The organism is Streptomyces sp. NPDC031497 (assembly GCF_055580905.1).
In genome coordinates this window covers 97,802-119,340 of sequence record NZ_JBVIKO010000017.1, presented here as the reverse complement: position 1 = coordinate 119,340, position 21,539 = coordinate 97,802, and the positions used below count along the sequence as shown (strand labels likewise).

The 21,539-nt window shown below is 71.6% G+C and carries 16 protein-coding genes; 9 read left to right on the top strand and 7 right to left on the bottom strand.

From position 1 onward, the window contains the following. Positions 1-17: 17 nt before the first annotated feature. Complete coding sequence (locus ACZ5K7_RS30640) at positions 18-653, bottom strand: TetR/AcrR family transcriptional regulator (protein ID WP_351695134.1); 636 nt, start codon at positions 651-653, stop codon at positions 18-20. A gap of 25 nt (positions 654-678) precedes the next feature. After that, on the bottom strand, positions 679-1,467 hold the full coding sequence (locus ACZ5K7_RS30635) for an SDR family oxidoreductase (RefSeq protein ID WP_468918221.1): 789 nt from the start codon (positions 1,465-1,467) through the stop codon (positions 679-681). 53 nt (positions 1,468-1,520) lie between these two features. Between ACZ5K7_RS30635 and ACZ5K7_RS30630 the strand changes: the two genes are divergently transcribed. Further along, a complete protein-coding gene (locus tag ACZ5K7_RS30630) occupies positions 1,521-2,660 on the top strand; it encodes an acyl-CoA dehydrogenase family protein (protein WP_450971777.1) in 1,140 nt (379 codons plus the stop codon). Between the two features lies 1 nt (position 2,661). Then, the gene (locus ACZ5K7_RS30625) at positions 2,662-3,624 is read left to right on the top strand and encodes an acyl-CoA dehydrogenase family protein (RefSeq protein WP_468918218.1); all 963 of its coding nucleotides are present in this window, start codon (positions 2,662-2,664) and stop codon (positions 3,622-3,624) included. 69 nt (positions 3,625-3,693) lie between these two features. Here ACZ5K7_RS30625 and qcrB read toward each other — a convergent pair whose 3' ends face one another. From qcrB to ACZ5K7_RS30600, 5 genes are all read right to left on the bottom strand, one after another. Next, positions 3,694-5,355 carry a cytochrome bc1 complex cytochrome b subunit gene (gene qcrB / locus ACZ5K7_RS30620; protein WP_468918215.1) on the bottom strand — a complete coding sequence of 554 codons (1,662 nt, stop codon included), beginning with the start codon at positions 5,353-5,355 and terminating at the stop codon, positions 3,694-3,696. Between the two features lie 87 nt (positions 5,356-5,442). Further along, on the bottom strand, positions 5,443-6,168 hold the full coding sequence (locus ACZ5K7_RS30615) for a vWA domain-containing protein (RefSeq protein ID WP_468918212.1): 726 nt from the start codon (positions 6,166-6,168) through the stop codon (positions 5,443-5,445). Between the two features lie 159 nt (positions 6,169-6,327). Beyond that, positions 6,328-7,788 (bottom strand): glutamate synthase subunit beta, encoded by a 1,461-nt coding sequence (locus ACZ5K7_RS30610; protein WP_468918209.1) that lies wholly within the window; start codon positions 7,786-7,788, stop codon positions 6,328-6,330. Beyond that, positions 7,781-12,376 (bottom strand): glutamate synthase large subunit, encoded by a 4,596-nt coding sequence (gene gltB / locus ACZ5K7_RS30605; RefSeq protein WP_351695147.1) that lies wholly within the window; start codon positions 12,374-12,376, stop codon positions 7,781-7,783. The genes ACZ5K7_RS30610 and gltB overlap by 8 nt, the downstream gene beginning before the upstream one ends. 374 nt (positions 12,377-12,750) lie before the next feature. Further along, a complete protein-coding gene (locus ACZ5K7_RS30600) occupies positions 12,751-13,482 on the bottom strand; it encodes a VIT1/CCC1 transporter family protein (RefSeq protein WP_468918205.1) in 732 nt (243 codons plus the stop codon). Between the two features lie 297 nt (positions 13,483-13,779). Between ACZ5K7_RS30600 and ACZ5K7_RS30595 the strand changes: the two genes are divergently transcribed. From ACZ5K7_RS30595 to ACZ5K7_RS30565, 7 genes are read left to right on the top strand one after another with little or no spacing between them, the layout of a single operon-like run. Further along, entirely contained in the window at positions 13,780-14,886 is a 1,107-nt protein-coding gene (locus tag ACZ5K7_RS30595; protein WP_351695151.1) for an ADP-ribosylglycohydrolase family protein, read from the top strand. Continuing rightward, positions 14,883-16,001, top strand: coding sequence for an ADP-ribosylglycohydrolase family protein (locus tag ACZ5K7_RS30590; RefSeq protein WP_468918202.1), 1,119 nt, complete (start codon positions 14,883-14,885; stop codon positions 15,999-16,001). The genes ACZ5K7_RS30595 and ACZ5K7_RS30590 overlap by 4 nt, the downstream gene beginning before the upstream one ends. 8 nt (positions 16,002-16,009) lie before the next feature. Next, positions 16,010-17,185, top strand: coding sequence for an ADP-ribosylglycohydrolase family protein (locus ACZ5K7_RS30585; RefSeq protein ID WP_351695155.1), 1,176 nt, complete (start codon positions 16,010-16,012; stop codon positions 17,183-17,185). Continuing rightward, positions 17,173-18,627: an ADP-ribosylglycohydrolase family protein gene (locus tag ACZ5K7_RS30580; RefSeq protein WP_468918199.1), complete on the top strand. Its 1,455-nt coding sequence runs from the start codon at positions 17,173-17,175 to the stop codon at positions 18,625-18,627. Before ACZ5K7_RS30585 ends, ACZ5K7_RS30580 begins: the two co-directional genes overlap by 13 nt. Next, positions 18,624-19,517 (top strand): ribokinase, encoded by an 894-nt coding sequence (rbsK, locus tag ACZ5K7_RS30575; protein WP_468918197.1) that lies wholly within the window; start codon positions 18,624-18,626, stop codon positions 19,515-19,517. The genes ACZ5K7_RS30580 and rbsK overlap by 4 nt, the downstream gene beginning before the upstream one ends. Then, the gene (locus tag ACZ5K7_RS30570; protein WP_351695161.1) at positions 19,514-20,716 is read left to right on the top strand and encodes a CaiB/BaiF CoA transferase family protein; all 1,203 of its coding nucleotides are present in this window, start codon (positions 19,514-19,516) and stop codon (positions 20,714-20,716) included. Before rbsK ends, ACZ5K7_RS30570 begins: the two co-directional genes overlap by 4 nt. Further along, positions 20,713-21,534 (top strand): HpcH/HpaI aldolase/citrate lyase family protein, encoded by an 822-nt coding sequence (locus tag ACZ5K7_RS30565; protein ID WP_351695162.1) that lies wholly within the window; start codon positions 20,713-20,715, stop codon positions 21,532-21,534. The genes ACZ5K7_RS30570 and ACZ5K7_RS30565 overlap by 4 nt, the downstream gene beginning before the upstream one ends. Positions 21,535-21,539 lie beyond the last annotated feature (5 nt).

The following is a 21,539-nucleotide window of genomic DNA, read 5'->3' as shown; positions in this document are numbered from 1 at the left end:
TTCAGCGAATGGGTGAGCTATTCACGGACGGCGATACCGTCCAGCACCATCGACAGGTACTGCCGGGCGATCTCCTCCGGGCTGTGCTGTCCGCCGGGCCGGTACCAGGAGGCGGCGACCCACACGGTGTCGCGCACGAACCGGTAGGTGAGGCGGACGTCGAGGTCGGCACGGAAGACGCGCGCGGCGACCCCGTGCTCCAGCGTGGACAGCCATGCCTTCTCGAACTTGCGCTGCGACTCGGCGAGAAAGGTGAATCTCTCCTGTGCGACCAGCTGCTTGCTCTCCTTCTGGTAGATCGCCACGGCGGCGCGGTGCCGGTCGATCTCCCGGAAGGACTCGGTGACCAGGGCTTCGAGGGTCTCGCGGGGACCGAGTCCGGCGTCCAGGACGGTGTCGTAGCCGCCCCAGAGCTCGTCGAGGAAGGTCCGCAGGATCTCCTCCAGCATCGATTCCTTGGAGTCGAAGTGGTAGTAGAGGCTGCCCGCGAGCATGCCCGCGTGATCCGCGATCTTGCGTACGGTGGTGGCGTTGTAGCCCTGCTCGGCGAAGACCTCGGCGGCGGTTTCGAGGAGTTCGCGGCGCCGGGCTGGAGCGGCGGCGGCAGCGCGCCTGCTCGCGGCGGTCACCTGGGGCTTCTTCTTGGTCGGCACGGGTCCATTGTCGGCGCTCCGGGGGTCAGGGATGCTGACTGCTGACGGAGACGACCTCTCCGGTGAGGTAGGAGGAGTAGCCGGACGCCAGGAAGACGATCGTGTTGGCCACTTCCCAGGGCTCGGCGTACCGCCCGAAGGCCTCGCGGGCGGTCAGCTCCTCCAGCAGTTCGGCGGAGGTCACCTTCACCAGGTGCGGATGCATGGCGAGGCTGGGCGCCACGGCGTTGACCCGCACCCCGTACTCGGCCGCCTCGACGGCCGCGCACCGGGTCAGCGCCATCACCCCGGCCTTGGCGGCGGCGTAGTGGGCCTGTCCGGCCTGGGCACGCCACCCGACGACGGAGGAGTTGTTGACGACGACCCCGCCCCGTCCGCTGTCGCGGAAGAGCCGCAGGGCGGCGCGCAGGCACCGGAAGGTGCCGTTGAGAGTGACGTCCAGGACCCGCGCCCACTGTTCGTCGTCCATGTCGACCAGGGCCGAAGTACCGCCCAGGCCAGCGTTGTTGACGACGATGTCCAGCCGTCCGTGGTCCCGTACGGCGGTCTCGAACAGGGCCCGCACCTGCGCCTCGTCGGTCACGTCACAGGGCACCGCGGTCACGGCGCCCGGATGCGCACCCGCCAGCTCGGCCTCGTACTCCTTCAGCCGGCGCGTGTGCGCGTCGCTGATCAGTACGCGCGCGCCCTCCTCCAGGAAGCGGCGTGCCGTGGCACCGCCGATCCCCGCCCCGGCCGCGGCGCTGACGACGGCCGTGCGCCCTGCCAGCAGCCCGTGCCCGGGTACGTACTCCGGGCTCTCGACGCCTGTCATAGGGCCACGCTAACCTACCAAACACTTGTTAGGGAAGGATGGTGACGGCGACCGTGGACCTCACCCACACCCCGGCCGACGAGGAGTTCCGCGCCGAGGCCCGCGCCTGGCTCGCGGCGCACGTACCCGGCACACCGCTCCCCTCCCTGGAGACCGCGGAGGGCTTCGCGGCGCACCGCGCGTGGGAGGCCGAACTGGCCGCGGACCGCTGGTCGGTGGTGTCCTGGCCGGAGCGGTACGGCGGCCGGGACGCGGGGCTGATCCGCTGGCTGGTCTTCGAGGAGGAGTACCACGCGGCGGGCGCACCGGGCCGGGTCGGCCAGAACGGCATCAGCCTGCTCGCGCCGACCCTCTTCGACCACGGCACGGAGGAGCAGCGCGCGCGGGTGCTGCCGCCGATGGCCACCGGCGAGGTGGTCTGGGCGCAGGCGTGGTCCGAGCCCGGGGCCGGTTCCGACCTGGCCTCCCTCACCTCCAAGGCCGTGCGGACGGACGGCGGCTGGCTGCTCGGCGGGCAGAAGACCTGGTCGTCACGGGCCGCGTTCGCCGACCGGGCGTTCGGCCTGTTCCGCAGCGATCCGGACGCCCCCAAGCCGCATCAGGGACTCACCTATCTGATGTTCGACCTCCGTGCACCGGGGGTCACGGTCCGCCCGGTCGGCCGCCTCGACGGCAAGCCGGCGTTCGCGGAACTCTTCCTGGACGAGGTGTTCGTCCCCGACGAGGACGTGATCGGCGAGCCGGGCGAGGGCTGGCGGATAGCGATGTCGGCGGCGGGCAACGAGCGGGGGCTGACGCTGCGGTCACCGGGCCGGTTCCTGGCCGCCGCCGACCGGTTGCTGCGCCTGTGGCGGGAGCAGGGCGCCCCCGAGTCCGCCGCGGGCCGGGTGGCCGACGCCGTCCTGGGCGCCCGCGCCTACCAGCTCTTCACCTACGCGGCCGCCTCCCGCTTCCTGGACGGCGAGTCGCTCGGCCCCGAGTCCAGCCTGAACAAGGTGTTCTGGTCCGAACTGGATCTGGCGCTGCACGAGACGGCACTCGACCTGCTGGGCACGGACGGCGAGTTGGCGGACACCTCGTGGTCCGAGGGATACGTCTTCTCGCTCGCCGGGCCCATCTACGCGGGCACCAACGAGATCCAGCGCGACATCATCGCCGAGCGCCTGCTCGGCCTGCCGAAGGGACGCCGCTGACATGCGTTTCCTCCTCGACATCGAGCAGCGCGACTTCGCCGCCTCCCTGCGGGCGCTGCTGACGGCGGCGGACACCCCGGCGGTGATACGGGAGTGGAGCCGCGGGGAGCACACGAGCGGGCGGGCGCTGTGGGGGCGTATCGGCGCGGCGGGGGTGTTCGGCCTCGCGGTGCCCGAGGAGTACGGCGGGGAAGGGCGCCGGGCTGTGGAACTCGCCCTCGCGTTCGTGGAGTTGGGGCGGCATGCGGTGCCCGGTCCGCTGGTGGAGACGGTGGCCGCGGCGGTGCTGCTCGGTGAGAGCCCGGATCTCGCCAAGCGGCTCCTGCCCGGGATCGCCTCGGGAGAGACCCTGGCGACGGTGACGGTCGCCGAGCACGGGTACGGGTACGCGCTGGACGGGGACGCGGCGGATCTGCGGCTCGCCGCGACGCCGGAGGGCTTGCGGCTCTCCCCCGGCGCCGGTGCGGTGCGCCGGTCCCTGGACCCGGCGCGCCGGCTCACACCGCTCGCGCCTGTCGGTGAGCTGATCAGCGCGGAGCCGGCGTGGGCGGATGCGCTGACCTGGGCCCGGCTGGCGGTGGCCGCGCAGGCGCTGGGGGTCGGGCTGGCGCTGCTCGACACAACGGTGGCGTATGTGAAGCAGCGGAGCCAGTTCGGGGTGCCCGTCGGCTCGTTCCAGGCGGTCAAGCACCGGCTGGCCGATGTGAAGATCGCGCTGGAGTTCGCCCGGCCGGTGGTCCTCGGGGCGGCGGTGACGATGACTCCGTCGGACGTGGCCGCGGCGAAACTCAGCGCGTGCGAGGCGGCGTACCTCAGCTCCAGGGCCGCGCTGCAGCTGCACGGGGCGATCGGCTACACGGCGGAGTACGACCTGTCGTTGTGGCTGGCCAAGGCGCGGGCGTTGCGGGGTGCCTGGGGGGCGCCCGAGGAATGCAGAAACGCGGTTCTGCAGGGGCGTACGTGAACTGCGGGACGGTGGGGGCTGATCGCGCAGTTCCCCGCGCCCCTAAAGGGGCGCTTCTCCTCGGGGCGCTCAGTGGTGATCGCCGCTCGTGAGCTCCTTGTACTCCTCCCGCGTCGGCTTCGGGATGTGGGTGTCCGGGCCGAACATGCCCTTCGCCAGGCTCGCGCGTAGCCGCTGGACGGCCGTGACCTTCCGGCGTACGCCGTTCGCGTCCTCCAGCGGGCCGATCTCGTACGGCGGGTCCTGTTCGTGCTGGGTGAGGACGAACAGGCTCTCCTGGCTGAGGGGTTCGTGGACCTCGATGTACTCGCCGTGCGGAAGCAACTTGATGAGGCCGGTCTCCCTGCCGTGCAGCACCTTGTCGCGGTCCCGGCGTTGCAGGCCCAGGCAGATCCGCTTGGTGGTGATGAAGGCGAGGACGGGGACGACGAAGACGGAGATCCGCACGAACCAGGTGATCGAGTTGATGGAGAGATGGAGATGGGTGGCCACGACGTCGTTGCCGCCGCCGATCAGCAGGACGAAGTAGATGCTGAGCCAGGCCACGCCGAGAGCGGTGCGGACGGGGACGTTGCGCGGCCGGTCGAGGATGTGGTGCTCACGCTTGTCGCCGGTGATCCACGCCTCGATGAACGGGTAGACGCCAATGGCCAGGAGGAAGAGCGGGAAGAGCGAGAAGGGGATGAGGACACCCAGCTCCAGGGTGTGGCCCCAGCCGTTGATCTCCCAGCCGGGCATGACGCGGATCAGCCCCTCGGAGAAGCCGAGATACCAGTCGGGCTGGGCGCCGGTGGTCACCAGGTCCGGGCGGTAGGGCCCGAAGGCCCACACCGGGTTGATGGTGGCGATGGCGCCGATGATCGCGAGGATGCCGAAGGTGAGGAAGAAGAAGCCGCCGGCCTTGGCCATGTAGACCGGCAGGAAGGGCATGCCGACGACGCTCTTCTGGTCGCGTCCGGGCCCGGGGTACTGGGTGTGCTTGTGGTAGAAGACCAGGATCAGGTGGGCCACCACCAGCCCCAGCATGATCCCGGGGAGCAGCAGGACATGGATCGGGAAGAACCGGGAGATGATGTCGTGGCCCGGGAACTCCCCGCCGAACAGGAACATCGAGAGGTACGAGCCGACGATCGGGATCGACAGGATCGCGCCGTCGGCGAACCGGACGCCGGTGCCGGAGAGCAGGTCGTCGGGGAGCGAGTAGCCGGTCAGGCCGGTGAGGATGGCGAGGAACAGCAGGGTCCAGCCGAACAGCCAGTTGACCTCGCGCGGCTTGCGGAAGGCGCCGGTGAAGAACACCCGCATCATGTGGACGAACATCCCGGCGACGAAGACCAGCGCCGCCCAGTGGTGGATCTGCCGGATCAGCAGTCCGCCGCGTACGTCGAAGCTGATGTGCAGCGTCGACTCGTACGCCTTGGTCATGATGATGCCGTTCATCGGCCCGTAGGAGCCGTGGTAGACGACCTCGGCACCGCTGGGCTCGAAGAAGAGGGTGAGGTAGATGCCCGTGAGGATCAGGATGAGGAAGCTGTACAGGCAGACCTCGCCCAGCATGAAGGACCAGTGGTCCGGGAACACCTTGCGCATGTTGGCCTTGGCCAGGCCGTATATCCCCAGCCGCCCGTCGGCCCAGTCCGCGAGCTTCTCACCGTTGCCCGGCGGGTTCTCCCTGCTCGCCGAACTCCCCGCCCGTACCGAGCCGTTCACCGTTCGTGCCGCGTCGTCCATACGTCGCGTCGCCTCCCCGCCGGATCACCCCTCAGGGTGGCATGACAGGACCCCGACAGCCAACGGTGCCGCGTAAAGTCGGTCGGCTCAGCCGGCCCGTACGATGCCCGCCGCGCGCGCCCCCGCCAGCCACTGCGGGAACTCGCCGACGAGACGGTCGTACAGTTCCCCGTCCGGCACCTTCCTCGGGTCCGAACCGGCGTGGAAGAAGCCCGCGTTGTCCACCGCGCGCTTTCCCGGCACCGCCAGCTCGTCGAGCTTGCGCAGGAAGTCGAACTGTTTGCTGTGCGGGTCGCCGAAGCCGACGAACTGCCAGAACAGCGGCAGCTTGGCCGCCTTGCACAGATAGCGTTCGGCGGCGAGCTTGTTGATCGGGCCGCCGTCGGTCTGGAAGACGACCAGGGCGGGCGCGGTGGACCCGCTGTCCAGGTAGTGGTCGATGACGGCGTCCATGGCCAGGTGGTAGCTGGTCTTGCCCATGTGTCCGAGCCCGGCCGCGATCTTCTCGATACGGCCCTCGTGCTCGGCGAGTTCGATGTCGGTGACCGCGTCGATGTCGGTGGAGAAGAAGACGACGGGGACCCGGCCGTCGTCGTCCAGGTGTGCGGAGAGGCCCAGCACCCGGTCGGCGAGGGCCTGCACACTGCCGTCGGCGTAGTACGGCTTCATGGAACCGGAGTAGTCGACGACCAGGTAGACGGCGGCCCGGAGTCCGTCGAGTCCGTGCTTGGTGAGGGAGATCCCGGCGGAGCGGTAGGAGCCGACGAGCGCGGGCGCGGTCTGCGCCACCTTGCTGAGACTGATCGCGGCCATCCCTGTTCCCCCTGATTCCCCCGGATGCACGGTCGGGATGCCGAGGTTACTTGATCGGGGAAATGCTGCGGCACCTGCCCAGTCGTCCGGTCGGGGACTGGCGGGCAGGCGCCGCATGGTGTTCCGTACGCCTTTGTACGGGACGTTCTTCGGGGTGGGTCAGACCATCAGCGAGCGGTCCGTCGGGCGGATCGGGGCCGGGAGTTCGCTCGCTCCGGTCAGGAAGCGGTCGACGCCCTTGGCGGCCGAGCGGCCCTCCGCGATCGCCCACACGATCAGGGACTGGCCGCGGCCGGCGTCACCGGCAACGAAGACACCGGGCACGTTGGTCTGGAAGTCGGCGTCGCGGGCGACGTTGCCGCGCTCGTCGAGGTCGAGACCGAACTGCTCGACCAGGCCGTTCTCCCGGTCGGTGCCGGTGAAGCCCATCGCGAGGGTGACCAGCTGGGCCGGGATCCGGCGCTCGGTGCCCGGCTTCGGGGTCAGCTTGCCGTCGATGAACTCCACCTCGGTGAGGTGCAGCCACTGGACGTTGCCGTCCTCGTCGCCCTCGAAGTGGGTGGTGGAGACGGAGTAGACCCGCTCACCGCCCTCCTCGTGCGCCGAGGTGACCTTGTAGAGCATCGGGAAGGTCGGCCACGGCTGGTGCGGTGCCCGGTCCTCGCCCGGCCGGGGCATGATCTCCAGCTGGGTGACCGAGGCCGCGCCCTGACGGTGGGCGGTGCCCACGCAGTCCGCGCCGGTGTCGCCGCCGCCGATGACGACGACGTGCTTGCCCTCGGCCGAGATCGGGGAGGTGACGTAGTCGCCCTCCTGGACCTTGTTGGACAGCGGCAGGTACTCCATCGCCTGGTGGACGCCCTTGAGCTCGCGGCCGGGAACCGGGAGGTCACGGGCGGTCGTGGCACCGGCGGCGATCACGATCGCGTCGTACCGCTTCTTCAGGTCGGTCGCCTTGAGGTCGCGGCCGATCTCGATACCGGTACGGAAGCGGGTGCCCTCCGCGCGCATCTGCTCGATACGGCGGTTGATGTGCCGCTTCTCCATCTTGAACTCGGGGATGCCGTAGCGGAGCAGGCCGCCGACGCGGTCGGCGCGCTCGTAGACGGCGACCGTGTGGCCGGCCCGGGTGAGCTGCTGGGCGGCGGCCAGGCCGGCCGGGCCCGAGCCGATCACGGCGACGGTCTTGCCCGACAGGCGCTCCGGGGCCTGCGGGGCGACGGTGCCCGCGTCCCACGCCTTGTCGATGATCGAGACCTCGACGTTCTTGATGGTCACGGCCGGCTGGTTGATGCCGAGCACGCACGCCGACTCGCACGGGGCCGGGCAGAGGCGACCGGTGAACTCCGGGAAGTTGTTGGTCGCGTGCAGGCGCTCCGAGGCGGCCGTCCAGTCCTCGCGGTAGGCGAAGTCGTTCCACTCGGGGATCAGGTTCCCCAGCGGACAGCCGTTGTGGCAGAACGGGATGCCGCAGTCCATGCACCGGCCGGCCTGCTTGCTGATGATCGGCAGCAGCGAGCCGGGGACGTAGACCTCGTTCCAGTCCCGGACGCGCTCGGTGACGGGACGGGTCCGGGCGACCTCACGGCCGTGGGTCAGGAAGCCCTTCGGGTCAGCCATTGATCGCCGCCTCCATCATCTTCTCGGTGATCTCGGTCTCGGAGAGACCCGCTCGCTCGGCGGCGTCCTTGGCGGCGAGCACTGCCTTGTACGTACCAGGAATGATCTTGCTGAACCGCTGCACGGCCGTGTCCCAGTCGGCGAGCAGCTTCTCGGCGACCGTGGAGGCGGTCTCCTCGGCGTGGCGGCGCACCACGTCGTGCAGCCACTGCTTGTCCGTGTCGTCCAGGGCCTCGACGGCGTCCAGGTTGCCGGCGTTGACGTTGTCGCGGTTCAGGTCGATGACGTAGGCGATGCCGCCGGACATACCGGCCGCGAAGTTGCGGCCCGTCTCGCCCAGGACCACCGCGTGACCGCCGGTCATGTACTCGCAGCCGTGGTCGCCCACGCCCTCCGAGACCACCAGCGCACCGGAGTTGCGGACACAGAACCGCTCGCCGCTGCGACCGCGCAGGAACAGCTCGCCGCCGGTCGCGCCGTACGCGATGGTGTTGCCCGCGATGGTGGAGAACTCGGCGAGGTGGTCGGCGTTCCGGTCGGGGCGCACGATGACCCGGCCGCCGGAGAGGCCCTTGCCGACGTAGTCGTTGGCGTCGCCCTCCAGGCGGAGCGTGACACCGCGCGGCAGGAAGGCGCCGAAGGACTGGCCGGCCGAGCCGGTGAAGGTGATGTCGATGGTGTCGTCGGGCAGGCCCGCGCCGCCGAACTTCTTCGTCACCTCGTGGCCGAGCATGGTGCCGACCGTGCGGTTGATGTTGCGCACCTTGATCTGGGCGCGCACCGGCTGGGCGTCGGTGGCGCTGGAGGCGGCCAGGGCGTCCGAGGCGAGCTTGATCAGCTCGTTGTCCAGGGCCTTCTCCAGGCCGTGGTCCTGCGCGATCGTCTGGTGCAGGGCCGCGCCCTCGGGCAGCTCGGGCACGTGGAAGAGCGGGGCCAGGTCGAGGCCCTGCGCCTTCCAGTGGTTCACGGCACGGGTGACGTCGAGCGCCTCGGCGTGGCCGACGGCCTCCTCGATGGTGCGGAAGCCCAGCTCGGCGAGGATCTCGCGGACCTCCTCGGCGATGAACCGGAAGAAGTTGACGACGTACTCGGCCTTGCCGGAGAAGCGGTCGCGCAGCACCGGGTTCTGGGTGGCGACGCCGACCGGACAGGTGTCGAGGTGACAGACGCGCATCATGATGCAGCCGGAGACGACGAGCGGCGCGGTCGCGAAACCGAACTCCTCGGCGCCGAGCAGCGCGGCGATGACCACGTCCCGGCCGGTCTTCAGCTGGCCGTCGGTCTGGACGACGATCCGGTCCCGCAGGCCGTTGAGCAGCAGGGTCTGCTGGGTCTCGGCGAGGCCCAGCTCCCAGGGGCCGCCCGCGTGCTTCAGCGAGGTCAGCGGGGAGGCACCCGTGCCGCCGTCGTGGCCGGAGATGAGCACGACGTCCGCGTGCGCCTTGGACACACCGGCGGCGACCGTGCCGACGCCGACCTCCGAGACCAGCTTGACGTGAATCCGCGCCTGCGGGTTCGCGTTCTTGAGGTCGTGGATCAGCTGGGCCAGGTCCTCGATGGAGTAGATGTCGTGGTGCGGCGGCGGGGAGATCAGGCCGACGCCCGGGGTGGAGTGCCGGGTCTTGGCGACCCAGGGGTAGACCTTGTGGCCGGGCAGCTGGCCGCCCTCGCCGGGCTTGGCGCCCTGGGCCATCTTGATCTGGATGTCGTCGGCGTTGACCAGGTACTCGGAGGTCACGCCGAAGCGGCCGGACGCCACCTGCTTGATGGCGCTGCGCCGCGCCGGGTCGTAGAGGCGGTCCGGGTCCTCGCCGCCCTCACCGGTGTTGGACTTGCCGCCCAGCTGGTTCATGGCGATGGCGAGGGTCTCGTGGGCCTCGCGCGAGATGGAGCCGTACGACATGGCGCCGGTGGAGAAGCGCTTGACGATCTCGGAGACCGGCTCGACCTCGTCGATGGAGATGGCTTCCCGGTCGCTCTTGAAGCCGAAGAGGCCGCGGAGCGTCATGAGCCGCTCGGACTGCTCGTTCACGCGGTCCGTGTACTTCTTGAAGATGTCGTAGCGGTTGGCACGCGTCGAGTGCTGGAGGCGGAAGACCGTCTCCGGGTCGAACAGGTGCGGCTCGCCCTCGCGGCGCCACTGGTACTCGCCCCCTATGTCCAGGGCACGGTGGGCCGGCGCGATGCCGGAGGCCGGGTACGCCTTGGCGTGGCGGGCGGCGACCTCCTTGGCGATGACGTCGATGCCGACGCCGCCGATCTTGGTGGCGGTGCCGTTGAAGTACTTCTCGACGAACGCGGTGTCGAGACCGACGGCCTCGAAGACCTGGGCGCCGCGGTAGGAGGCGACCGTGGAGATGCCCATCTTGGACATGACCTTCAGGACGCCCTTGCCGAGGGCGTAGATCAGGTTGCGGATGGCCTGCTCGGACTCCATGCCCGGCAGGAAGGTGCCCGCGCGGGTCAGGTCCTCGACGGACTCCATCGCCAGGTACGGGTTGACGGCGGCGGCGCCGAAGCCGATCAGCAGGGCGACGTGGTGGACCTCGCGGACGTCACCGGCCTCGACGAGCAGGCCCACCTGGGTGCGCTGCTTGGTGCGGATGAGGTGGTGGTGGACGGCCGCGGTGAGCAGCAGCGAGGGGATCGGCGCGTGCTCGGCGTCCGAGTGCCGGTCCGACAGGACGATGAGCCGGGCGCCGTTCTCGATGGCCGCGTCGGCCTCGGCGCAGATCTCCTCGATCCGCGCGGCGAGGGTGTCGCCGCCGCCGGAGACCCGGTACAGACCGGACAGGGTCGCGGCCTTGAAGCCGGGCATGTCGCCGTCGGCGTTGATGTGGATGAGCTTGGCCAGCTCGTCGTTGTCGATCACCGGGAAGGGCAGCACGACGGAGCGACAGGAGGCGGCGTTCGGGTCGAGCAGGTTGCCCGCGGGGCCGAGGGACGAGCGCAGGCTCGTCACGAGCTCTTCCCGGATCGCGTCCAGGGGCGGGTTGGTGACCTGCGCGAAGAGCTGGGTGAAGTAGTCGAAGAGCAGCCGCGGGCGCTCGCTCAGCGCCGCGATCGGCGAGTCGGTGCCCATGGAGCCGATCGGCTCGGCACCGGCCTTGGCCATCGGCGCGATGATGACGCGCAGCTCTTCCTCGGTGTAGCCGAAGGTCTGCTGGCGGCGGGTGACCGAGGCGTGGGTGTGCACGATGTGCTCACGCTCGGGCAGGTCGCTCAGCTCGATCTCGCCGGCCTCCAGCCACTCGGCGTAGGGCTGTGCGGCGGCGAGGCCCGCCTTGATCTCGTCGTCCTCGATGATGCGGTGCTCGACGGTGTCGACGAGGAACATCCTGCCGGGCTGGAGGCGGCCCTTGCGGACGACCTTGGCGGGGTCGATGTCGAGGACGCCGACCTCGGAGCCGAGGACGACCAGGCCCTCGTCGGTGACCCAGTAGCGGCCGGGACGCAGACCGTTGCGGTCGAGAACGGCGCCGACCTGGGAGCCGTCGGTGAAGGTGACACAGGCCGGGCCGTCCCAGGGCTCCATCATCGTGGAGTGGAAGCCGTAGAAGGCGCGCCGGGCCGGGTCCATGGAGTCGTGGTTCTCCCACGCCTCCGGGATCATCATCAGCACGGAGTGCGGCAGCGAGCGCCCGCCCAGGTGCAGGAGTTCCAGCACCTCGTCGAAGGAGGCCGAGTCGGAGGCGTCGGGGGTGCAGATCGGGAAGACGCGGTCCAGCTTGTCCTGCGGGCCGAACAGGTCGGAGACCAGCTGGGACTCGCGGGCGACCATCCAGTTGCGGTTGCCCTTGACCGTGTTGATCTCACCGTTGTGCGCGACGAACCGGTAGGGGTGCGCGAGCGGCCACGACGGGAAGGTGTTGGTGGAGAACCGGGAGTGCACGAGCGCGATCGCGGATGCGAAGCGGCGGTCGGACAGGTCCGGGAAGAAGGGCTCCAGCTGGCCGGTGGTCAGCATGCCCTTGTAGACGATCGTCCGGGCGGACAGCGAGGGGAAGTAGACGCCCGCCTCGCGCTCGGCGCGCTTGCGCAGCACGAACGCCCGGCGGTCCAGCGCGATGCCCTCGCTGGCGTGGTCGGTGACGAAGACCTGCCGGAACGCCGGCATGGTGGAGCGGGCGGTGGCGCCGAGCAGCTCCGGGGCGACCGGGACCTCGCGCCAGCCGAGGACGGTGAGGCCCTCCTCGTCGGCGATCGTCTCGATCCGCGAGACGGCGTCCTGGATGCCGTCCTCCGGAAGGAAGGCGATACCGACGGCATACGAACCGGCCGCCGGCAGTTCGAATCCGGCCACCTCGCGGAAGAAGGCGTCGGGTACCTGGGAGAGCAGGCCGGCGCCGTCACCGGAGTCGGGCTCGGAGCCGGTCGCGCCGCGGTGCTCCAGGTTGCGCAGAACCGTGAGCGCCTGCTCGACCAGCGCATGGCTCGCCTCGCCGGTGAGGGTGGCCACGAAGCCGACGCCACAGGCGTCGCGCTCGTTGCGGGGGTCGTACATACCCTGCGCAGCAGGGCGAGCATCCATGAACGACCAGTTTCGGCCGTTCGTGGAATGCTGGGACGGCTGGCGCGGCGTACGCATCGGCTCTCCCGTCGTCGTCAGTGGCATATAGCAGGTGCCGAGGGACGACGCTGGCCCTCTGCGTTTTTGTTGCGAAATTTCACGCAGGTTACATGATGGAGCGGTTCTCGGGAACTGGATACACCGTTCCAACATGCGGACGCCGCAGGGGTTTACGGCGCGGTGCCGCTCATGCGGCGAAGGTGGTGGGGGACCGATCCGGACAGATCCGTGTCCATCGGTCCGCGGGGGCGAGGGTGAGCGTCGTCGTCACCCCACAGCTGCCCGTCAGGCGTCCTTGCCTGCGGTGCTTACGGCTCATGCCCAGTGGTTAAGCAATCGAAACCAGCGAGTAACGGCTACTTATGCGGCCCAACGCATAAGTAGCGGTCGACCTATCCTACGGCGGTTCCGAACAGAGTGCCGAGGGCGTACGTCACACCGGCCGCGGCGCCACCCAGCGCGAGCTGCCGCAGACCGCTGAACCACCAGGTCCGCGCGGTCACCTTGGCCACCACGGCACCACAGCCGAACAGCCCGACGAGCGCGAGCAGCAGGGCGGGCCAGAGCACGGTGGCGCCGAGCAGAAACGGCAGTACGGGCAGCAGCGCGCCCAGCGCGAACGAGCCGAAGGACGACACGGCGGCGACCAGCGGCGAGGGCAGGTCACCGGGGTCGATGCCCAGCTCCTCGCGGGCATGTATCTCCAGCGCCTGCTCGGGATCGGCGGACAGCTGCCGGGCGACCTCCCGGGCGAGTGACGCCTCGACCCCTCTCGCCTCGTACAGCGCGGCCAGCTCGGCCTCCTCGTCCTGCGGATGCCTGCGCAGTTCCCTGCGCTCCACGTCCAGCTCGGCCTCGACGAGCTCACGCTGCGAGGCGACGGAGGTGTACTCGCCGGCGGCCATGGAGAAGGCACCGGCGGCGAGCCCCGCGAGCCCCGTGATGACGATGGTCTGGTGACTGACGGCCCCGCCGGCGACACCGGTGATCAGGGCGAGGTTGGAGACGAGCCCGTCCATGGCACCGAAGACCGCGGGCCGCAGCCACCCTCCGTTCACGTCCCGGTGGGTGTGGTTGTCGCGGTGCGCCTCGTGCAGTGTCGCCCGGGTCTCGATGACGGCCATGCGGGGTCCCCCAAAAGGTCTCGAACAGGCCCCAGGTAAGCTGAGGCAAAGCTAAATCTGGACTGATTCCATCTTTCGACAACATCGACACTACGCTCCGGCATTCCCCTCCGCCAGCAAGGAAAGGCTCGGCTAACCTGCGGCTTTACCCTTCTCCGCTCACCTGTGCGATGCACTGCACAAATGTCGACCGGGTGATGTGGAGGCCTGGCAGGCTGCGGTCAACCGCCGTTGGTGGGACACATCCGCAAACGGTTCCGCGCCCCGGCGCGCGACCCCTCCCGGAGAGGCCCGCCCATGACATCGATCGTCTGCACCCCGTCGGTCCCCGCCCCCGACGAGCGCGCCTCCCCTCTGCACGACCGGGCGCGGGGCGCGCTGCTGGGCCTGGCCGTGGGCGACGCGCTCGGGGCGCCGGCCGAGAACATGAAACCCTCCGAGATCCGCGCCCGCTGGGGCCGCATCACGGGGTACGTCACCGAGACCCCGGCCGGCACGGACGACACCGAGTACGCGATCTTCTCCGGCCTCCTGCTCGCCCGCCACGGCTCGGCGCTCACCCCGGCCCACGTCGAGGCGGCCTGGCACGAGTGGATCGCCGACCGCGCCGAGGGCCCCTTCAAGGGCGCCGGCTTCAGCGAACGCGGCACCCTGGAGAACCTCCGCCGGGGCCTCGCCGCCCCCATCTCCGCCCAGCACCGGCACGCCTGGAGCGACGGCCTGGCCATGCGGGCGGCACCCTTCGGCGTCTTCGCGGCGGGCCGGCCGGCCGAGGCGGCCCGGCTGGTCGCGATCGACGGTTCGGTGAGCCACGAGGGTGAGGGCATCTACGGCGGCCAGGCGGTGGCGGCGGGCGTGGCGGCGGCGATGGCGGGGGCCCCGCCGACGGCGGTGGTGGCGGCCGCGCTGGCGGTGGTGCCGGACGACTCGTGGACGGCACGCTCCCTGCGCCGGGCGGTCGCGGTGGCCCACCGGGGCGAACGGGCGGTCCGCTCCGCGGTCGTCATCGGCGGCTACCCGTGGACCGACCTGGCCCCGGAGGCGGTGGCCCTGGCCTTCGGCGCGTACGCCGCGGCGGACGGCGACTTCCGGGAGGCGGTGCTGACAGCCGTCAACATGGGCCGCGACGCGGACACGACAGCAGCGGTGGCCGGCGCGCTGGCGGGGGCGACCCGGGGAGAGGCGTCGATCCCGCCGGAGTGGGGGGCGGCGATCGGACCGGCGCGAGGCAGCTGCCTGCCGTCGATGGCGGGTCACCATGTACTGGTGGTGGCGGAACTGCTGACGGGGGCGGCTCCGGGGCCGGCCGAGCCACCACCCTCCACACCTGCCCCTCTGCCCACCGAGTCGGATGGTGGCTGGGCGAGGTCCCTGGGGGCCGACCGCAGCGAGGGGCTCCGGTGAACCGGCGTCGTATCGAGGGCCTCCTGCTGGGCCTCGCCGCAGGCGACGCGGCCGGCTGGCCTTCCGCGCGGCACCGCGCCTCCCGCATGCCGGAGTGGACCCGCCGCCTCACCCGAGAACTCGACACCTTCGCCGAACAGAACGCGACCACCACCCTCCCCGTCCCCATCGCCCTCAACCAGCCCCCCGAGCCCCTCCGTCTCGGCCCCTCCGACGACGCCGAGTGGGCCGCCTTCGCCGCGGAAGCCGTCCTGCGCGCCGGCGACGACACCGCTCTCGCCGACCTCAGCCGTGAGCTCCGTACCCGTGCCGCCATCGACCTGACCTGGACCGCCGTGGCCTCCGAGGTCGCTGCCGCCGCGGAACGCGCCCCCGAGATCGAGTCGGCCGTACTGCCCCTGCGCGCCCGTATCTCCGTCCGCGCCGGCCTCGGCAACCTCGCCACCGGCCTGCGCCCGCCCGCCACCGGCCACGACAACCCGCACTACTTCGACGACGCCGCCTGCGTCCGCGCCTGCGTGCTCGCCGTCGCTCACCCCGGCGACCCCCAACGCGCCGCCGACCTCGCCGAGTTCGACGCCCGCTACACCCAGGACGGCGACGGAGTGCACGGCGCCCGTGCCATGGCGGCGGCACTCGCGCTCGCCCTCGCCGGCGCCGAGGCGGAGACCTGCGTGGCCGCCGCGCTCGCCGAGCTCCCCGAGGCCACCGAGATCGGCCGCAACGCCCGCCACGCCCTGACCCTCACCGCCACGGCCGACACCGCGTTCGCCCTCGTCCCCCTCCTCGAACACCAAATCGTCGACCACGTCTACAGCTACGGCATCGCCGCCGCCGAAACCGTCCCGGTCGCCCTCGCCCTCACCACCGCCGCGCGCGGCCGGATCGCCGAGGCCGTCCCCGCCGCCGCCTGTCTCTCCCGGGTCGCCGACTCGGCCCCCGCCCTGGCAGGCGCCCTCACCGGCGCCCTCGGCGGCGGCGACTCGATCCCGGCGCCCTGGCGGGACGCCTGCCGCACCCTCTCCGGCTGCGCCCTCCCCCGCCTCACCGGCACCGACCTCGTGGAACTCGCCGAACTCCTGGAAGCCACACAACCGGCCCACCCAGGAGGATGATTCAGGGCATGACGCCCAAAGGAGAAGAAAGCGCCGGAGCTTCGCTCGACGAACGGATCACCGGAGCGCTCGTCGGAGCCGCCGTGGGAGACGCCCTCGGCGGTCCGGTCGAGGGCTACTCCCCCGACCAGATCCTCGAACGCCACGGCGGCCGCGTGCACGGCATCGTCGGCCCCTGGAACGGCGACGCCTGGCGCACCGCCCGCCCCATCGCCCCGTACCACAAGGGCGACGGGCACGTCACCGACGACACCTTGATGACGCATGCGCTGGTACGGGTGTACGACCGCGTCCGCGACCACCTCGACGCGTACGCGATCGCCGACCACCTGGTCCCCGACCTGATGACCAACCCCCGCTGGATCCCGGAGCTGGAGACCGAGACCATCCCCCTCCAGCGGGTCTTCCTCGCCGAGAAGTGGCTGGCCGCCCGCCTGCACTACGGCCATGTCGACCCCCGCGAGGCCGGCACCGGCAACATCGTCAACTGCGGTGCGGCGATGTACATGGCCCCGGTCGGCCTGGTCAACGCGGCGAACCCGCGGGCCGCGTACGCCGAGGCCCTGGACATCGCCGGCGCCCACCAGTCGTCGTACGGCCGGGAGGCGGCGGGCGTCTTCGCGGCGGCGGTGGCCGCGGCGGCCGCGCCGGGCGCCACGCCGGACTCGGTCGTCACCGCGTGCCTGTCCCTGGCGAAGGACGGCACCCGCACGGCGATCGAAGCCGTCTGTGAAGTGGCCGCGCACCACACCGACTTCGAGTCGGCGCTCACCCCCCTCCGGGAGGCGGTCGCCCCCTACGACACGGTCGGCCCCGACTACCGCGCTCCCTCCCTCGGCGCCCGCCGCCCCTCCCGCCTGCACGCGATCGAGGAACTCCCCGTCGCGCTCGGCATGTTGCTGGTGGCAGGCGGCGACTACCGGCACGCCGTCGTCGGCTCCGTCAACTACGGCCGGGACTGCGACTCGACCGCGACGATGGCGGGTGCGATCGCCGGCGCGCTGGGCTCGGCCGTACCGGAGGAGTGGTCGAAGCGGGTCGCCGAGGCGAGCCGCCTCGACCTGTGGGAGCCGCCGCGCACGCTGGCCGCCGTGACCAGGGAGGTCTTCCTCCGCGACACGGGCCTCCGGCGGGCCCACGAGGAGTCCTTCGCTCGCCTCGGGGGCGCGGGATGCTCCGCCTGACCTGGGTCCAGCCGGAGGATCTGCTGGGCCATGAGATCCGCCAGGCCCGGCAGGACGGCCGGGAGCCCGGCGCGGTCGCGGCGCGCTGGAAGGCGGCGGGGGGCGCGGACGCGCCGGACCGGGCGGGGGCGTCGCCGGACCGGGTGTCCCGCTACCTCCGCCAGCTGGCGGAGGACCTGCTCGACGAACTCGCTGACCTGCCGAGCCGGTTGAACGAGCCGACGGATCTGGCAGCGATCAAGGCGCTGTGTCCGCAGTGGCCGTCTGCGCCACGGGCAGGGCGGTGCGGACCGTCATGCGACTGCGGGTGCGATGTGGTCACTCGCGCAGTTCCCCGCGCCCCTGACGGGGCGCTCCACTCGCCCCGTCTCCAGCCCCCGCCCCCGCCCACCCGCTCCTACCACGCCGCCTGGCTCGGCAGAGCTGTTGGCTGTCTGCTCGGGAAACCCGTCGAGAAGCTCTCCCTCCATGCCATCCGCGAACTCGCCCAGGCCGCCGGCAACTGGCCTCTGAACCAGTACTTCACCGCCCGCGGCGTCCCGGCCGAGCTCCTCGCCGCCCACCCCTGGAACCGCCGCTCCGCCGGCACCTCCCTCGTGGAGAACATCGACGGCATGGCCGAGGACGACGACCTCAACTACCCCCTCCTCAACCTCCTCCTGCTCCAGCGCCACACCAGAGCCTTCACCACCACCGACGTAGCCGCCCTCTGGCTCGACGAACTCCCGGCCGGCCGTACCTTCACCGCCGAGCGCGTCGCCTACCGCAACCTCCTCACCGGCGTCGAACCGCCGCACACCGCCCGCCACCGCAACCCCTTCCGCGAGTGGATCGGCGCCCTGATCCGCGCCGACGTGCACGGCTGGACCAACCCCGGCGACCCGGCCGCCGCGGCCGAGCAGGCCCACCGCGACGCCGCCCTCACCCACACGGCCAACGGCGTCTACGCGGCGATGTTCACGGCGGCCACCATCGCCACCGCCGCCGGCGGAACCCACGACGTCCACGCCTGCCTGCGCTCCGGCCGCACGGTGATCCCGCCCCGGTCCCGCCTGGCCCAGGCGATCGACCAGGCGATCCGGCTGGCCGAGACCCACGAGGACTTCGAGACGGTCGTGGACGAACTCCACCGCACCCACTCCCCCACCCACCACTGGGTGCACGCCATCCCCAACGCCGCTCTGGTCGCCGCCGCCCTCACCCACGCGGACGGCGACTTCACCGGCTCCGTCTGCCGTGCGGTGAGCGGCGGCTGGGACACCGATTCGAACGGCGCGACGGCCGGCTCCGTCGCCGGGCTGCTCGCCGACGATCCCGACGCCCTCCCCGACCGCTGGACGACCCCGCTCAAGAACCGACTCGCCACCTCGGTCGCCGGCTTCGACGGCACCGGCTTCGACACCCTCGCCCACCTCACCCACCTGGAGGCGACCCGCCCATGACCCAGATCGCCGTCCTCGGCAGCACGAACATGGACCTCGTCGCGTACGTCGAGAAGGCCCCGCAACTCGGCGAGACCGTGACCGGACGCGAGTTTCGTACGGTCCCCGGCGGCAAGGGCGCCAACCAGGCGATCGCCGCCGCCCGCGCCGGCGCCACCGTCTCGATGATCGGCGCGGTCGGCCATGACGCCTACGGCGCCCGGATGCGGGAGACCCTCGAACACTCCGGCGTGGACACGGACTCGCTGCGCACCATCGAGGGCCCCTCCGGCACCGCGCACATCGTCGTGGACGACGAGGGCGGCAACGCGATCGTCGTGATCCCCGGCGCGAACGGCACCGTCGACCACCTCGCCCCCGGCGACGAGGGTGTCATCGCCTCCGCGGACACCCTCCTGCTCCAGCTGGAGATCCCGCTGCCCGCGGTCGTCGCCGGCGCGCAGGCCGCCCGCCGGCACGGCATCCGGACCATCCTCACCCCGTCCCCCACCCGCCCCCTGCCCTCCGAACTTCTCGACAACATCGACCTGTTGGTGCCCAACGAGCGCGAGGCCGCCGTCCTCACCGACCGCGCCGACCCGCGCGACGCGGCCGCCGCCCTGCTCGGCCTGGTGCCACAGGTCGTCGTCACCCTGGGCGCCGCCGGCTGCCTCTACCTCGCCCGTGACGCCGTGCCTCTCGTCATCCCGGCGCCCCGGGTGACCGCCGTCGACTCGACGGGCGCGGGCGACACCTTCGTCGGCGCCCTCGCGGTCGCCCTGGCCGAGGAGAAGCCCATCCGGGAGGCCCTGTCCTGGGCGGCGGCCGCGGCCGCGCTCGCCGTGCAGCGGGAGGGGGCGTCGACGTCCATGCCGTTCCGTCCGGAGATCGAGGCCCAGTACACCGCATGAGTACGACAACACAGCCCCAGCCCCTCGCCGGTCTGCGCGTCCTCGACCTCGCCACCCTCTTCGCCGGCCCCCTCGCCGCCACTCTGCTCGGTGACTTCGGCGCCGAGGTGGTCAAGGTCGAGCACCCGGCCAAACCCGACCCCTCCCGGGGACACGGCCCGGCCAAGCAGGGCGTCGGCCTGTGGTGGAAGCTGCTCGGGCGCAACAAGCGGACCATCACCCTCGACCTGTCCAAGCCCGGCGGCCGCGCCACGCTGCTCCGGCTCGCCGCCACCGCCGACGTGATCGTGGAGAACTTCCGGCCCGGCACCCTGGAGAAGTGGGACCTCGGCTGGGAGGAACTCTCCGCCGCCAACCCCCGGCTCATCCTGACCCGGGTCACCGCGTTCGGCCAGTTCGGCCCCTACGCCCACCGCCCCGGCTTCGGCACCCTCGCCGAGGCGATGAGCGGCTTCGCGGCGATCACCGGCGAACCGGACGCCCCGCCCACGCTGCCGCCGTTCGGGCTCGCCGACTCCATCGCGGCACTGGCGACCGCGTACGCCGTGATGACCGCGCTCGCCGCCCGGGACCGCACCGGCGAGGGCCAGGTCGTCGACATGGCGATCATCGAACCGATCCTCACCGTCCTCGGCCCCCAGCCCACCTGGTACGACCAGCTCGGCTACGTCCAGGCGCGCACCGGCAACCGCTCCGCCAACAACGCCCCGCGCAACACCTACCGCACGGCGGACGGGACCTGGGTCGCCGTCTCCACCTCGGCCCAGTCGATCGCGGAACGCGTCCTGCGGCTGGTCGGACGCCCGGAGCTGATCGACGAGCCGTGGTTCGCGACCGGCGCCGACCGGGCCGCACACTCCGACGTCCTCGACGCGGCCGTCGGCGACTGGATCGCCACCCGCTCCCGCGCCGAGGTGCTGGCCGAGTTCGAGAAGGCGGAGGCCGCGGTCGCCCCCATCCAGGACGTACGGGACGTGATGGACGACCCGCAGTACCTGGCGCTGGACACGATCACCACCGTCCCCGACCCCGAACTGGGCCCGCTGCGCATGCAGAACGTCCTCTTCCGGCTCTCCTCGACCCCCGGCGCGATCCGCTGGACCGGCCGCCCGCACGGCGCCGACACGGACGAGGTCCTCACCGAACTGGGCCTGACCCCGGCCCAGCTGCTGGCCCTGCGCGAGGAGGGAGCCGTATGACCACCGCCCCCTTCCCGCTGACCTGGCTGTACGTCCCCGGTGACCGGCCGCATGTCGTCGCCAAGGCGCTGGCCTGCGGCGCGGACGTGGTGGTGATCGACCTGGAGGACGCCGTCGCCCCCGACCGCAAGGACTGCGCCCGCGCCGCCACCGCCGACCTCCTGGCCCACCCGCAGCCGGTGCCGGTGCACGTCCGGATCAACGGCCTGGACACCCCCTGGGCCGCGGCGGACCTCCAGGCCCTGCTCGGCCTCCCCGGCCTGGCCGGCCTGCGGCTCCCCAAGGTGACCGGCCCCGACGACATCCACCACATCGCCGCCCGGACCAGCACCCTCCCCCTCTACGCCCTCCTGGAATCGGCCCTCGGCATCGAGCACGCCTACGCCATCGCCACCGCCCACCCCGCCCTGCGGGGCATCTCGCTCGGGGAGGCGGACCTACAGGCCGACCTGGGCGTATGCGACGCAATCGGCCTCGACTGGTCCCGTTCCCGGATCGTGGTCGCCGCCCGGGCCGCGGGCCTCGCCCCACCACCCCAGTCGGTGCACCCCGACACCCGTGACCTCAAGGGCCTCGCCACCTCCTGCGCCCACGGCCGCGCCCTGGGCTTCCTGGGCCGCGCCGCCATCCACCCCCGCCAGCTCCCGATCATCGAACGGGCCTACCTGCCCACACAGGCCGAACTGGAACAGGCCGAGAAGATCCTCAAGGCGGCCACCACGGAACAGGGCGCCCAGGCCCTCCCGGACGGCAGCTTCATCGACGCGGCGGTAGTGGCAACAGCCCGCAGAACCCTCTCCCTACTGAACCGCCGCTGACACCG